13 protein-coding genes and 1 riboswitch are annotated in these 14,428 nt (G+C 67.0%); of the genes, 7 read left to right on the forward strand and 6 right to left on the reverse strand.

The genetic code is table 11. The features are described 5' to 3' along the window. Positions 1 to 312: 312 nt before the first annotated feature. Complete coding sequence (gene abc-f, locus LOC60_RS07355; protein WP_230024103.1) at positions 313 to 1,950, reverse strand: ribosomal protection-like ABC-F family protein; 1,638 nt, start codon at positions 1,948 to 1,950, stop codon at positions 313 to 315. An 85-nt stretch (positions 1,951 to 2,035) separates the two neighbouring features. Here abc-f and LOC60_RS07360 point away from each other — a divergent pair, with 85 nt between their 5' ends. Continuing rightward, entirely contained in the window at positions 2,036 to 2,929 is an 894-nt protein-coding gene (locus LOC60_RS07360; protein WP_230024104.1) for an arginase family protein, read from the forward strand. 26 nt (positions 2,930 to 2,955) lie between these two features. Here LOC60_RS07360 and LOC60_RS07365 read toward each other — a convergent pair whose 3' ends face one another. Next, a complete protein-coding gene (locus tag LOC60_RS07365; protein ID WP_230024106.1) occupies positions 2,956 to 4,473 on the reverse strand; it encodes a carboxylesterase/lipase family protein in 1,518 nt (505 codons plus the stop codon). 187 nt (positions 4,474 to 4,660) lie between these two features. Between LOC60_RS07365 and LOC60_RS07370 the strand changes: the two genes are divergently transcribed. Together LOC60_RS07370 and LOC60_RS07375 are read left to right on the forward strand one after the other, a co-directional pair. Further along, complete coding sequence (locus LOC60_RS07370) at positions 4,661 to 5,314, forward strand: SDR family oxidoreductase (RefSeq protein ID WP_230024116.1); 654 nt, start codon at positions 4,661 to 4,663, stop codon at positions 5,312 to 5,314. Between the two features lie 33 nt (positions 5,315 to 5,347). After that, positions 5,348 to 6,187 (forward strand): SDR family oxidoreductase, encoded by an 840-nt coding sequence (locus tag LOC60_RS07375; RefSeq protein ID WP_230024118.1) that lies wholly within the window; start codon positions 5,348 to 5,350, stop codon positions 6,185 to 6,187. Between the two features lie 70 nt (positions 6,188 to 6,257). Here the strand turns inward: LOC60_RS07375 and LOC60_RS07380 are convergent, their stop codons facing one another. Next, the gene (locus LOC60_RS07380; protein WP_230024120.1) at positions 6,258 to 7,070 is read right to left on the reverse strand and encodes a lysophospholipid acyltransferase family protein; all 813 of its coding nucleotides are present in this window, start codon (positions 7,068 to 7,070) and stop codon (positions 6,258 to 6,260) included. A gap of 169 nt (positions 7,071 to 7,239) precedes the next feature. Here LOC60_RS07380 and LOC60_RS07385 point away from each other — a divergent pair, with 169 nt between their 5' ends. Beyond that, a complete protein-coding gene (locus tag LOC60_RS07385; protein WP_230024122.1) occupies positions 7,240 to 8,184 on the forward strand; it encodes an alpha/beta fold hydrolase in 945 nt (314 codons plus the stop codon). Here LOC60_RS07385 and LOC60_RS07390 read toward each other — a convergent pair. Beyond that, the gene (locus LOC60_RS07390; RefSeq protein WP_230024124.1) at positions 8,144 to 8,908 is read right to left on the reverse strand and encodes a glycosyltransferase family 2 protein; all 765 of its coding nucleotides are present in this window, start codon (positions 8,906 to 8,908) and stop codon (positions 8,144 to 8,146) included. The two genes, LOC60_RS07385 and LOC60_RS07390, sit on opposite strands and share 41 nt — an antisense overlap. Before the next feature lie 261 nt (positions 8,909 to 9,169). On the opposite strand from LOC60_RS07390, the gene LOC60_RS07395 reads away from it, so the two are divergent. After that, positions 9,170 to 10,225 carry a YeeE/YedE family protein gene (locus LOC60_RS07395; protein ID WP_230024127.1) on the forward strand — a complete coding sequence of 352 codons (1,056 nt, stop codon included), beginning with the start codon at positions 9,170 to 9,172 and terminating at the stop codon, positions 10,223 to 10,225. Positions 10,226 to 10,281: 56 nt separating this feature from the next. Further along, complete coding sequence (locus tag LOC60_RS07400) at positions 10,282 to 10,509, forward strand: sulfurtransferase TusA family protein (protein ID WP_230024129.1); 228 nt, start codon at positions 10,282 to 10,284, stop codon at positions 10,507 to 10,509. On the opposite strand, the gene ligD is transcribed toward LOC60_RS07400, so the two are convergent. Continuing rightward, on the reverse strand, positions 10,506 to 11,528 hold the full coding sequence (ligD, locus tag LOC60_RS07405) for a non-homologous end-joining DNA ligase (RefSeq protein ID WP_230024137.1): 1,023 nt from the start codon (positions 11,526 to 11,528) through the stop codon (positions 10,506 to 10,508). The two genes, LOC60_RS07400 and ligD, sit on opposite strands and share 4 nt — an antisense overlap. Before the next feature lie 47 nt (positions 11,529 to 11,575). After that, entirely contained in the window at positions 11,576 to 12,796 is a 1,221-nt protein-coding gene (locus LOC60_RS07410) for an MFS transporter (protein ID WP_230024139.1), read from the reverse strand. A 557-nt stretch (positions 12,797 to 13,353) separates the two neighbouring features. Next, positions 13,354 to 13,502, forward strand: a riboswitch (cyclic di-AMP (ydaO/yuaA leader). 3 nt (positions 13,503 to 13,505) lie between these two features. On the opposite strand from LOC60_RS07410, the gene LOC60_RS07415 reads away from it, so the two are divergent. Then, positions 13,506 to 14,390, forward strand: a complete 885-nt coding sequence (locus LOC60_RS07415) for a LysM peptidoglycan-binding domain-containing protein (protein WP_230024140.1) — start codon at positions 13,506 to 13,508, stop codon at positions 14,388 to 14,390. Positions 14,391 to 14,428: the final 38 nt, after the last annotated feature.

The raw sequence follows: 14,428 nt of genomic DNA on the forward strand, positions 1-14,428 counted from the left end.
AAGGACCGGCACTTCCGCCGACTTCAGCGCCTTCACTTGGCAGTCCGGACGTACCTCAACGGGGTGCGTGTATTCACCGCGAGCCCGTGCCGTACCGTCATTGCGCTGCGGCCATCGCTGCCGCCCTGCGCTGTGGCTGCAGCGCAGCCGTAATCTTCCATCCGTGGAGCCATGAGGAGGACACTTCTTCCGTGAAATCGCCCGAGACCTACGTTCCACACCTCCCAAGGATGCGTCACAGCATACTTTCTATCACATCCGGACAGCTGCTGCCGTGTCGAAGTCCCGTGAAGGACAGGGGATCCCCGGGAGCTAGCCCGGGAGGATCTTCCCGTCCTTCACTTCCCAGCGGGTGTCGAGGCGGACGTTCTCCAGCAGCCGGCGATCGTGGGAGACCAGCAGCAGAGCGCCCTCGTAGCTTTCCAGCGCTTCTTCGAGCTGCTCGATGGCCGGCAGGTCCAGGTGGTTGGTGGGCTCGTCCAGGACCAGCAGGTTCACGCCGCGGGCCTGGAGGAGGGCCAGCGAAGCACGGGTACGCTCCCCCGGGGACAACGCATCGACCCGGCTGGCGACCTGATCCGCCTTAAGCCCGAATTTGGCCAGCAGGGTCCTCGCTTCCGCGGACGAGAGGTCCGGAACAGCAGCTTCAAAGGCCTCACCCAGCGGCAGGCCGGGTGGGAGCTGGCCGCGGCCCTGGTCGATCTCCCCCACGGCAACCGAGGCACCCAGTGAGGCAGTGCCGGCGTCTGGCGTCTCGCGTCCCAGCAGCAGCCGCAGCAGGGTGGACTTGCCGGCTCCGTTGGGACCGGTGATGCCGATCCGCTCCCCGGCGTTCACCTGTACCGAAACGGGACCCAGGGTGAAGGCGCCCCGGGCCAGCACGGCGTCGTTCAAGGTGGACACCACCGAGCTGGAGCGGGGTGCGGACCCGATACGCAGCTGCAGCTGCCACTCCTTGCGTGGTTCCTCGACCTCGTCCAGGCGGGCGATCCGCGACTCCATCTGGCGTACTTTCCGTGCCTGCTTTTCGGAAGACTCGGTGCTGGCCTTACGCCGGATCTTGTCATTGTCGGGGTTTTTCTTCATGGCATTGCGCACGCCCTGCGAGCTCCATTCCCGCGTGGTGCGGGCGCGGGAGACGAGATCCGCCTTTTTGTCCGCAAACTCGTCGTAGGCCTCGCGGGCGTGCCGGCGCGCGACGGCGCGTTCCTCCAGGTATGCCTCGTAGCCGCCGTCGTAGACCGCCGTGCTGTTCTGTGCCAGGTCCAGCTCCACCACGGTGGTGACGCAGCGGGCCAGGAATTCGCGGTCATGGGACACCAGGACGACGCCGCCGCGCAGGCCGCGGACAAACTGTTCCAGGCGCGCCAGGCCGTCCAGGTCAAGGTCGTTGGTGGGCTCATCGAGCAGGACTATGTCGAAGCGGCTCAGCAGCAGGGCAGCCAGCGCCACCCGTGCAGCCTGTCCGCCCGAGAGCCCTGCCATTTCCGTGTCCATGCCGAGCTGCAGGCCCAGGTCCGCCAGCACCGCCGGTGCCCGGTCCTCGAGATCGGCTGCGCCTGAGGCCAGCCACCGGTCCAGCGCGGCAGCATAGGTGTCATCCGCGCCGGGCAGCTCCGCTCCCAGTGCTTCCGCGGCCGTCTCCATCGCTTCCGTGGCTGCCGCTGCTCCCGTGCGCCGTGCCAGGTAGCCGCCCACGGTTTCGCCCGCCAGCCGTTCGTGTTCCTGCGGCAGCCAGCCGACAAAGGCATCGGCAGGTGAGGTGCTTACCGTGCCTGCCTGCGGTTCGGCTGCCCCGGCGAGCAGCCGGAGCAGCGTCGACTTCCCGGCACCATTGGCACCCACCACTCCCACGACGTCCCCCGGCGCGACGGTGAGGGAAAGATGCTCAAAAAGGGTGCGGTGGGCGTGGCCGCCGGAAAGGTCCCGGGCGACGAGGGTTGCAGTCATTCGTCCATTCTATTTTGTGCCCGCACCTGTTTCCGCCCGGTTCCGCGGCGGTAAGGTGGCAGCTGAACCGCAGCAAAGGACGATCATGACCTCCATGCATCCATCCGGCCCCGGAAACCTTCGGCTGATCTTTCCGCAGTGGCAGGGAGCTGCCGGGGCAGGCGCCGTCGGTTCACTGCCGGCGGGGCAGCCGCACCAGACGCAGCTGTCCTATCATCTGGGGCCGGCCCTGCTCCAAATGCTCTCCCCGGACCATGACGGCCCTACTGCCTATGTACCGGTAAGCACCGACACGTCGGATGCCGCAGTGGAAACGGTGGACGGCATCTATGCCCGGCGGGCCGTCCTGCGCCAGCTCCGTGCCGGGCTGCGGGTGCTGTCCGAAGCCGATCCGGCGTCAGTGGTCACCTTCGGCGGGGAGTGTTCAGTGAGCGTGGCCCCGTTCAGTCACCTGGCCGCACGGTACGGGCCGGACCTGGCCGTGTTGTGGGTGGATGCGCACCCGGACACCGGAACTCCCGGGGACAGCTACACCGGGTTCCGTTCCATGTCCCTGGCCACTCTCGCCGGGGAGGGCGACGCCGAATTCCTGGCCGCGCTGCCGGCAGTAGTGGCGCCGTCGAACGTGCTCCATGTGGGCCTGCGGGACTGGCAGGATCCCGGCATTGCCAATAAACAGCGGATGGGCATCTCCAGTGTGGGCATCACGGACACACCCGAGGACACCCGCCGGATCCTGGACTGGCTGGCTCTCTCCGGAGCCACCAGGCTGGCCATCCACGTGGATCTCGATGTGCTGGACCGGCGGGACTTCACCGGGGCAACGGGCAACGGCACGCGGGGCATGCGGGTTCCGGACCTGCTGCGGATCATCGATGCCGTCTCAGACGCCGGCGAGATAGTCGGCCTCTCGCTGGCCCAGCACGCACCGTTGGAGCTCCTCCGCCTGCGCGGGCTCCTGCGGGACCTGCCCGTCTAGGTCCCGCGGTCTGCTGCGGACGGGGCTCAGCGGTAGCCGCGGAACCCGTTCCAGGCCAACCGGCGGGAGCGGTGCGGATCCCGCATCACGCTGTCCGTGCGGTCGAAGATCTTGGTGGTCCGTGCCTTCGCGTCGTAGGCGGGCCACAGGCCCGGACTCCCCGTCCGTGCGAAGCGCAGCAGCGCTCCCCGGAACCGGTTGCTGACGGACACCGCGGTGCGCCTGCCGCCGAGCAGGGTCAGGAACCGGCCAAGACCGGCATCGTAGTTCCCGAACGGCGCCGGGATATCCACGCCGTGGGTGGCGCCAAGCCCCAGCAGGCGAGCCGTCCCCGGGGCATAGTCGAACCGGTAGGACCACGTGGGTGCGTGGGCCGAGTGCGCCTCGGCCACCTGGACACTGGGCAGCCAGAAGACGACGTCGCCGCCCACGTCCACCGCGTCCCGCTTGGACGGGTAGCCGGGGTAGGCGGCAAGGACCTGCTCCTTGAGGTCCGGTTCCGTACGGGCAAACATGGTGTCGATCCGCTCTTCGGTGGTGGGAAGGATGTCCTGTACCCGGTCGAACAGCGCGCCTTCGCGGAACATGTTGCCGATGATGAGCGGAATCCGGTGGGCCTGCCCCGTCCGGAAGGCGTCGATCGGGTGCAGCGGCAGGAAATCACCGTCGACCACCGGCGCGACCGCCCGGGCACCCGGCTCGGTCTCCGGGGTGAGCTTCCCGGTAAGCGTGGTGACGGCCTCCACGAGGCGCCGCGGCGGCAGCGTGGCCAGGGCGTGCGGTGCGTCCTCCGGGGAGACGCCCAGCAGTTCCATCAGGCTGCCGGCCCACTTTTCCGGCAGGCCCGGACCGTAGGCCGTGGCCGGCGCCGAGCTCTGGACGAAGGCCCGGTGGAAGAGGCCCCGGGCCGACGGCACACACATCAGGGCAGTGATCGACATGCCCCCGGCGGATTCACCGAAAACCGTGACGTTGCGCGGATCCCCGCCGAAGCCGGCAATGTTGCGCTGCACCCACCGAAGGGCCGCGACCTGGTCCGCAAGGCCGACGTTAACGTCAAAGGGCCGCTCCGGCGTCGAGTACCGGCGGAAATCCATAAAGCCCAGCGCACCCAGCCGGTAGTTCATGCAGACGTAGACCACGTCGCCGCGGGTCACGAGGTGCGTGCCGTCAAAGGCCGGTGCAGACGCGGCGCCGATGGTGAATGCGCCGCCGTGGAAATACACCAGCACGGGGCGCGGCGCCGCCTCCTTCAAGGGCGCGGTGACGTTGATGGTGAGGCAGTCCTCGTCCATGGGCGTCTTCCGGCCGGCACCCATGGACGTCAGTCCGCGTTCCTGCGGGGGTACGGGTCCGTACCGGGTGGCATCCAGTTCACCGTCCCAGGGCTGCACCGGCTGCGGCAGCCGAAGCCGCAGCGCGCCGACGGGCGGGGCCGCATACGGGATACCGCGCCAGGTCCGCACCCCGTCCACGATGGTTCCCCGAACTATTCCGTCCGAGGTGGCGACCGTGAGGTCCGGCTGAGTCGTAGTTGTTGCCACAGGATTCCTTCCGAGGTTTTTTGAGCGCCCAGCGCGATCATAGCCACGCCCCCGACGCCCCCGCTATGCCTTGGAAGCCATTTGCGCGGAACGGCTAAGCCCTTGGCGGACGGCGGCGGAGCAACCCTGCAAAAAATCGAAAGCATGCTTATGGTAGGAGAACCGTCATCAACAGAAGGAGTGCCATATGTCCCGCATAGCCATTATCGGAGGACACGGAAAAGTCGCCCTGCACCTGGCGCGGCGGCTCAGCGGCAACGGCCACACGGTTACCTCGCTCTTCCGCAATCCCGAACACACCGCCGATGTCGAAAAGACCGGCGCAGAGGCCGTCGTAGCCGACGTCGAAAACCTCTCAACGGAACAGATCGCCGACCTCCTGCGCGGCCAGGACGCCGTTGTCTGGACCGCCGGAGCCGGCGGCGGCACCCCCGAACGCACCTTTGCGGTGGACCGCGATGCCGCGATCCGTTCCATGGACGCCGCAGAAGCAGCCGGAGTAAACCGCTATGTGATGGTCTCCTACTTCGGCGCCGGGAAGGACCACGGTGTCCCCGAGGACGACGGGTTCTTCGCCTACGCCGAGGCCAAGGCCGACGCCGATGAGCACCTGCGCGCCAGCCGCCTGCAGTGGACCATCCTCGGCCCCAGCGCGCTGACGCTCGATCCGGGTACGGGCCGGATTGAGACCGGTGCCGGCGTGGAGGGCACGCAGGTATCCCGTGAGGACGTGGCCCACGTGGCTGCGGAGGTCCTCGAGCGCCCCGAAACCGTCGGCAGGACCATCGAGTTCAACAATGGCTCAACCCCCGTGGCCGAGGCCCTGGACTCACTCGCCTAATCCCCGCCCATGCCAACCCCGAAGGATCCCCCCATGAGCCAACCGGAACAGCAGCAGGAAGTACCCGGAACCCAGGCGCAGATGACGCCCGTTCCCGACTGCGGTGAAGAGAGCTACCGCGGCAGCGGAAAGCTGAAGGGCAAGGCCGCCGTCATTACCGGCGGCGACAGCGGCATCGGCCGTGCCGTGGCCATCGCCTATGCGCGTGAAGGCGCCGACGTCCTGATTTCCTACCTCAGCGAGGACGAAGACGCGCGCGACACCGCGCGGCTGGTGGAAGAGGCCGGCCAACGGGCCGTCCTGGTCCGGGGCGACCTGGACACCGCCGCGCAGTGCCGCAAGGTTATCAGCACGGCCGTTGAAGAGTTCGGCAAGGTGGACGTCCTGATCCACAACGCCGCGTTCCAGATGGACCGCGAAACCATCGAGGAGATCCCCGACGAGGAATGGGAGTACACCTTCAAGGTCAACATCAACGCGATGTTCTTCCTGGTGAAGGCTGCACTGCCGCATATGGCCTCCGGCTCGTCGATCATCGGGACTTCCTCGGTGAACTCGGACATGCCGGTCCCCACGCTGGCCCCGTACTCGGCAACGAAGTCCGCCATTGCCAATTTCTCGGCCAGCCTCTCCCAGCTGCTGGGCGAGCGTGGAATCCGCGTCAATTCCGTGGCCCCGGGGCCCATCTGGACCCCGCTGATCCCCGCCACCATGCCGGCGGACAAGGTCGCGTCCTTCGGCGCCGACACCCCGCTGGGGCGTCCCGGGCAGCCTGCGGAGCTCGCACCTGCATACGTCCTGCTGGCCTCGGATGACGGCAGCTACATTTCCGGTGCCCGGATTGCAGTCACCGGCGGCAATCCGATCCTCTAACCGGTCCACCAACGACAAACGGCAGCCGCACCTGCGGCTGCCGTTTGTCGTTGGGGGTTACGGGCGGGGCTTAGCCGGTGATCTTGTACTTTTCGCGGTCCGCGGCGTCAAGGACCTCCTGCTCCTCCACGGCCATGGCGCTGCCGCCCCGGCTGCGCGGCATCCACCAGGCTCCGGGCTCGGGCGTCACGGGGTAGGTATCAATGCAGTGGTCGATTCCGGCCTGCAGTTCCTTCTGCAGCCGCAGGGTCTCCTGAATCACGTCGGCGTCCCCGTCAACGCGGATCATTTCGCCCACATGCATCCGCACGGGGTTCTTCCAGGCGGCCTTGACACTCAGGCCGTGTCCGCGGGTCAGCATGCGGTGACCGCCCCAGACCGATACCGGAATGATCGGGACACCGGCCTCGGCAGCCATGCGCACCGCGCCGGTCTTCAGCTGCCGTACGGTAAAGCTCCGGCTGACGCCCGCCTCGGGCAGGACGGCAAGGTAATCCCCGCCGCGCAGTTTCTCCACGGACTCCTTGTAGGCGGCTGCGCCGTCGGCCCGGTCCACGACCACGTGCTCGCACCAGTCGCAGACGGCCTTGACGAACTTCTTTTTGGTGGCCTTCTTGGTGACGAGGAACCGCATGTGGACCTTCAGCTTCCGCCACATCAGCAGCTCGGCAAAGGCAAAGTCCAGGTATCCGAAATGCGTGATGGCCACCACGGCCCCCTTGCCGGGGACCACTGTGCGGTTCAGGCCGTGGATTTCCTCGTCCGCCGGAAGGTTTTCCAGGCCGGACGGAATGACCGGAACGGAAAAGAGGCGGCGTGCGGTGAGGCCCGTAAAGACGATGCCTCGATAGACGAACTTGTTGGGGGAACGCTTTGCGGGCAACGTCGGCTCCTGAGTCGGGGGGAATTTCGGGGCAGGCAACGAAATTCTACCGCGACGGCGCCCGGGCCTCCGTCCCGCCGATCCGCGCCCGCGGGCAAATGTCCGTACCCCGCACCCAGGGTGCCGGGAACAGCAGACGCCGGGCGGTTTGACGGCTATCTTTTTAGCCATGGTGATACGCGGGAGGTTCGCTGGCAGGGGGTCTCCCGGCAGGCTACGCACCGAACCGGCTGCGGCAGCTGATCCCGCTGCCGCGAGGGACGCACAGCTCGGCGACGTCGACTGGTCCGTACTTCCAGAAGGGTGCGTCCGTTCGCGGTTCCCTGCACCCAGCGGGTCGCTGGCGGCCATCAGCATGGGAGATCCGGGCAGTCCGGCGGTGGTCCTCGTGCCCGGAGCCATGGGATCGAAGGAGGATTTCTCGCTGATGCTTCCGGAGCTGGCAGCGGCAGGATATTTCGCCTTCAGCTTCGATCTTGCCGGCCAGTATGAATCCGCCGACGCCGGCCCCGAGCATCTGCAGCCCCCGCGCAGCCGGTACGACTACGACCTGTTTACGGACGACCTCGCGGCGGTGCTGTCCGCCTACGGACCGGCCCACGTGGTTGGCTACTCATTCGCCGGCGTCGTTGCCCAGTTGACGCTCCTGCAGCGGCCCGACCTGTTCCGGAGCATCACCCTGCTCGGTTGTCCGCCACGGGGCGGACAGAGCTTCCGCGGCGTGAGCCGCATCGGCTGGGCTGCTCCCTTTATAGGGGACAGGATCAGCGCAGACCTGATTGTCTGGGGCGTGCAGCGTAATTTCATCGGTGCCTCCCCCGGGCGGATGGCATTCGTTGCGCACCGGTTCACCCTCACCCGGAAGGATTCCATCCGGGACATGGTGGGGCTGATGCGGCATGCCCCGGACCTCCGGGCCGCCCTCGGCGTCGCCGCCGTGCCGAAGTTCGTTGCCGTCGGAGAGCGGGACGTCTGGCCGCTGCGGCTGCACCGGGAATTCGCCGCGAGCATCGGAGCGTCCTTTGCCTCGTACGGCAGCGGGCACAGCCCCAGCGAGGAATCGCCGTACCAGTTCACCCGCGATCTTTTGCGCCTGTACGGTTCAGCCGCCTGAGGCTGCGGCCCCGCTCCCGCCGACGCCGGCACGGCGGCTCCTGCTCGAAATCCACCTTGAAGGTGTCGTAGGCCATGGCCACCCGGCGGCCCAAACCGCGCCAGGTGTCAAAGGGCCGGGCTGATACACCGACGCGCAGGTCCGGATCCCAGTGGACCCGCATCCCCGGACGGAGCTGGTAGCAAAGGTCCAGGTCGTCATGGATCCGGGGATCCCCGCGGTGCACCCGGTCCCGCAGCCGGTTCCACATGCTGCGGTGGAAACCGAAGTTGGAGCCGAAGAGCGGAGGATGGCCCAGCAACAGGGTCATGGACCAGCGGTACCCGCCGATGTAGAGAGTCTCGGCAATCCAGCGGATTACCGGGCCGGAACCGTAGAACTCGCCCGGCCCGGTGACCGCCGTGTCCTTTCCTGCCGCGGCGAGGTCCGCTTCCAGCCGTGCCAGCCAGTGCGGCGGAGGCACCGAATCGGCGTCCAGGCGGGCCAGCCAGTCACCACGCGCCTCGTCAAAGCCGCGGAACGTCGCGGAGGCAACCCCGATCTCGTTCTCGTAAACCCGCCGGACGCCTGCCGCCCGGCAGACGTCCTCCGTCGCGTCGGTACTGCCGTTGTCCACCACCAGCACCTCGTCCGGCGGCCTGGTCTGCCGGGACAACGCACGCAGGCAGGCAGCGAGCATTACGGCGTCGTTATGGGAAGGGATTACCACTGTGATAGTCGACATCGCGTCCTGGCTGCCGGTTGTCCGCTGCCTTCCGATTCTGCCACCGCATTCCTCCCCCGGCCATGGACCGGAGGGCCGGAACCGGGCACAACGGTGAAGTGCCCCAACGACGGAACCGCCTTCGTCCAGCCGGGCGTCATGCGGCTTAACCCGCAGACATGCTGGGCCACATTCCTTGGCGGCTGGAAAGCGCCGGGACTAGCGTTGCTCAACTGCGGCAGGTTGCCGCGGCATCCGTTTTTTCTTCCAAGGAGCAGTTTCATGCTTATTTCAGGCCTGTTGGTTGGGCTGGCGCTCGGGTTCGTTATGCAGCGGGGGCGCTTCTGCGTCACCGGTGCGTTCCGGGACGTCTGGGTCACGCGCAACACCCGGTGGCTCACCGCGTTCCTGGTGGTAGTCGCCGTGCAGAGCGTGGGGATTTTCGCCCTGGACGCCGCCGGCGTTATCACCCTGCAGGCCGAGGCGTTCCCTTGGCTGGCAACGATCGTGGGCGGTTTCATCTTCGGCTTTGCCATCGTGCTGGCCGGCGGCTGCGCCACCGGAACCTACTACCGCGCCGGCGAGGGCCTGGTCGGCAGCTGGCTGGCGCTGATCTCCTACGCGCTGTTCGCGGCGATTATGAAAACCGGGCCCCTGACGGGTTTCAACACGTCCATGCGCTCCGTGACCGTGGAGCAGAGCAATTTCTACTCGGTCCTGGGAATTTCCCCGTGGCTGCTGGTGGCAGTGCTCGTGGCGGCCGTGGCGCTGGCCGTCCGGCATCACCTCGCCAAGCCGAAGTTCGCGATGGCCGCCCTGCCGGCGTCGAAGACCGGACTGGCGCACCTCCTGTTCGAAAAACCGTGGAACGCCTTCGCGACCGCCGTCGTCATCGGCCTCATTGCCACTGTTGCCTGGCCGTTGAGCTGGGCCACCGGCCGTGAAGACGGCCTGGGCATCACCACGCCGTCCTCCAAGCTCGTCAGCTATCTGGTTACCGGCGACGCGGAGCTCGTGGACTGGGGCGTCTACCTGGTCATCGGCATCCTGCTCGGCTCCTTCATCGCCGCCAAGGGCAGCGGTGAATTCCGGGTCCGGGTCCCCGACGCGGCCACAGCCGTAAAGAGCCTCGGCGGCGGTGCCCTGATGGGCATCGGCGCGGCCCTGGCCGGCGGCTGCACCATCGGCAACGCCATGGTGCAGACAGCGCAGTTCACCTTTCAGGGCTGGACCGCGCTGGTCTTCATGATCCTCGGCACCGGCGTCGCGGCGAAGCTCACCATCATGAACCGCCGTCCGGCGCCGGCCGCCGCGCCGCGTATCCCCGTCGGCGTCTAGTCCCCGTCTAGTCCCCGTCTAGTCCCCCACCAAAAGCAAGAAAAGGAAACACAGCAATGGCACAGGTAACCCTGGAAACCAATGGATCAGTCTGCCCCTTCCCGCTCGTGGAGGCCAAGGAGGCCATGACCACGCTCACCAGCGGTGATGAACTCGTGATCCACTTCGACTGCACCCAGGCTACGGACGCGATTCCGCGCTGGGCAGCCGAGAGCGGCTACCCGGTCACGGATTTCTCCAAGCGCGGCCCGGCCGAGTGGTCCATCACCGTACAGAAGGCCTAGTCCTTCCGGCGGGCCCGGCTGGGCTGGACCCGGGGCGGCTCCCCCGGCATCTTCGGGTAGTCCGGCGGGAAGGGCAGCTCGCCCAGCCCGTTGGCCAGGTCCCGCTCCCACCAGCCCAGCAGGACCTCGATGGACCCCGGCCGGGCGGACATCTCCGCCCAGGGATCCCCCACGCTGCGCAGGCGTTCCGGCACGGTCTGCATCGTAAAGTCCGCAGGATGCACCCGTTCCAGCTCGTCCCAGGTGATCGGGCAGGAGACGGGTGCGTTCGGCAGCGCCCGCGGACTGTATGCACCGGCCATGGTGCGGTCCCGGTTGGCCTGGTTGAAGTCCACGAACACGCGTTTTCCGCGCTCTTCCTTCCACCAGGCGGTGGTCACCCGGTCCGGCATCCGGCGTTCAACTTCCCGGGCCGCCGCGATGACGGCGTGCCGGACGTCCAGGAACTCGTACTCGGGCCGGATCGGTGCAAAGTGGTGGATGCCCCGGTTGCCCGAGGTCTTGATGAAGGCATCCAACCCGGCCTCCCCAAGGATGGACCGCAGCTCCTGGGCCGGCCGCACGGCGTCGTCGAAGTCCGTCCCCGGCTGGGGATCCAGGTCGATCCGCAGCTGGTCCGGATTATCGGTATTGTCCGCCCGCGACGGCCAGGGATGGAACACCACGGTATTCATCTGCGCCGCCCACACCGCCGCGGCAGGCTCATCCAGCACTACCTGCGGATGCGAACGTGCGCTGGGGTACTTCACGGTGACGCCGCGCATCCACTCCGGCATGCCCCGCGGCGGGTTCTTGGAGAAAAAGACCTCCCCGCCGATCCCCTCCGGGAAACGCTCCAGGGACACCGGGCGGCCGCCGTTGGCCCGGATGAAGGCCTCGCCCACTTCCGCCAGGTAGCGGGCCAGGTCCAGTTTGGTGATCCCCGGTTCCGGCCAGATAACCCGGCCGGGGCTGGAGATGCGGACCTGCCGCTCCCCCTCCGGGCCGGGGACGGTCAGTGTGGTTTCCTCGCGTGCCATGGGTCTGCTTTCCCTCAACGGAGCCGTGTGGGAAAGAGGCTACCGTGTCAGGCGGCAGGCGCGCCCGCGGCCGCGTCCACCGGTGCGCCGGGCCGGTAGTTCTTCCGGCCATGGACAAAGTGGTAGAGCACCGTTGAGGCCAGCAGGACGGCGGCCAGCACCCAGTACATACCGTGGAATCCCATCAGCGGCAGGAGCATGCCCAGCAGCAGCGGGCCGAGTCCGACGCCCGCGTCCATCAGGATAAAGAAGGTTGATGTCGCCAGGCCGATCCGGGCAGGCGGGGCCATGGTCACGGCAATCGCCTGCGCGCACGGCATGAGGGCGCCGAAGCCGAAGCCCACAAACACCCCCGCCAGCGCCATCACTGCGTCATTGGGGGCGTAGGCCAGCAGTGCCAGACCGGCAGCGAAGGACACCAGGGTCGGATAGACCACCGCGTTGTCACCGTGCCGGTCCTGGATACGCCCGACAAAGAGCCGCGACACCAGCACCACACCTGCGTAGACCACAAAGAAGAGGCTGGCACCGAGCACCAGGCCTTCGGTCCGGGCATAGGAGTTAAGGAAGGACAGGATGCCGGCGTAGGCCGCTCCGGCAATGAACATCACCGAAGCGATGGCCAGTGCCGACGGATCGATGATGTCGGTGAGGTGCATCCGCCACTTGTTCTTCTGTTCCTCCGGGGTCGGGATGCGTTCAGGCAGGCGAAGCACCAGGGACAGCGCCAGGGCGACGGCGGCACACCCGGCCGCGAACAGGAACAGGGCGCGGTAGCTGACGGATTCAGCCAGCAGCACGGCCAGGAACGGCCCCACTGCGGTTGCGAGGGTGGTGGAGATGCCGAAATAGCCGGTTCCCTCGCCGCGCCGGTGGACCGGAATCAGGGCCATGACCGAGGCAGAGATACTCGTGCTCGCCGCACCGAACGCCATGCCGTGCAGGATCCGCACGGTCAGCAGCAGTGCCAGGCTTGATGCCGGAATGTAGAGCAGGGAGGCGACCACGAACACCGCCAGGCTGATGACCAGCAGGCGGCGCCGTCCCACGAAGTCAAGGAACTTGCCGGCGAACACCCGGGCTGCCAGGGCACCCAGGACAAAGGATCCGGACGCGAATCCGGCGGCGCTGTCAGACGCGGAGAACTCCTGCACCGTATAAAGCGCCATGGTGGTCATCAACAGATAGAACACCAGTGAAATAAAGAGGTTCGTGATGATCGCCAGCACAAATCCCCTGGTCCATAATTTCTGACCTCTGCCAGCCACTGCATTCTCCTGTTTGCTCGGAATAGGCAGCCCATATTGAAAGGCTGCCTAACAATCTTACGCGCCCCCGCGGTCGCCCCGGAAATCCCGGCGACGGGGTCCGGAGGCACGGGGATACGGGAAACCAGGAGGCTGCATTGGTGATCCCGGACACATTTGCCCGCCTCTGTGGTGCGCGTGTGACCAAAGTGACCACAACATTCACTCCTGCACCAACGCGCCGGGTTTCTGCCCTGGAGACCGGCTAGGCGGGAGCTCGTTTTCCGGCAGCTGGTGCGGTTGTTGCGGGTGGGATCACATGGGCAACAGCTGCATTGAGGGTGGGACTCCACCGTCGCCGACAGGAAGAAAGAGGGCTGTTAAAGTTGAGACTGACGCCTGCCAATGTGACAGGGGAAGCCAGAATCGGGTAGCATATCGCGCCCCCGATCACACGCCTCAGAGAAGCAGATCACACAATGGTTATCCAACCGTAACTATCTTGTACGGTTATACCCATGCCGCTTTCTGATGCGGCTCCCCCGGGCTTGTTACCTAGCTCTGCCGCTGGTCCCGGGGTCCACAGAACGCACAACCACGGCAGAGGCGGGGGAACCATTTACGGGTTCCTTGAATCCTTGGGGTTAAGCCGACCGGTTTCCACCGGCGGCCGGGTGTCTCCCATCCGAATCCGACAGCTCACCTCGCAGGTATCGGGAGAGGTTATTACATGACTTTCAACAAGACTCGTGGACGCCACCGCGCCGAGAACACCGGCGCACGGACCACCATCTCGCAGGCCGTCGCCGGCCGTGGCCGCACCATTGGCAGCACCGCCGCAGTAGTTGTCGCCGGTTCGGGCATCATGCTCGGCATGGCCGCACCGGCCTCCGCCGGTGTTGTCGCCAATGACAACTACACGCCGACGCAGGCTGTTGCCCCCGCACCGGCTGCACCGGTTGCCGCAGCACCGGCAGCTGCCCCCGCAGCTGCTGCTGCCGCCCACACCGTTGTGCCCGGTGACACCCTGGGCCAGATCTCCTCCGCTTACGGCGTTGGCCTGGACACCGTCCTGTCCCTGAACGGCCTGTCCCTCGCCTCAGTGATCTACCCCGGCGATGTCATCACCGTTGCCGGCGAGGCCGCTCCGGCAGCTGCCGCTGCACCCGCTGCGTTCTACGCACCGGCCGCCGCAGCAGCACCGGTGGCAGCACCGGCTGAGGCCGCCAACACCGGCGTCATCAGCACGCAGTCCACCTCGATCGCTCCGGCCGCGGCAACCCCCGCAGCCAGCGGCACCAACGCCATCATGCTGGCCTCGGCACAGGCGCAGCTGGGCGCAGCCCAGGACTGCACCGTGCTGGTTGAGGTTGCACTGCGCGCCGCAGGCCACAACGTGGGCGACCTTGGTCCCGCACAGCTGGCCGCCTACGGCACCCAGGTCTCCACTCCGGAGCCCGGTGACATGGTCTTCTACGCCGACGGCGGCATGGGCGTGGCCCACATTGCCATCTACGTAGGCAACGGCGAAGCCATCCACAGCGGCTGGAACGGCAACCAGACGGTTGTCCAGTCCGTCAACGTCGGCTCCGGCCCCGTGTTCTACCGCGCATAAGGCTTCCTAGCCTCAACGCGCAAAGATGAGCGCCCGAC

This window comes from Arthrobacter sp. zg-Y769, from assembly GCF_020907405.1.
GTDB lineage: Bacteria > Actinomycetota > Actinomycetes > Actinomycetales > Micrococcaceae > Arthrobacter_B.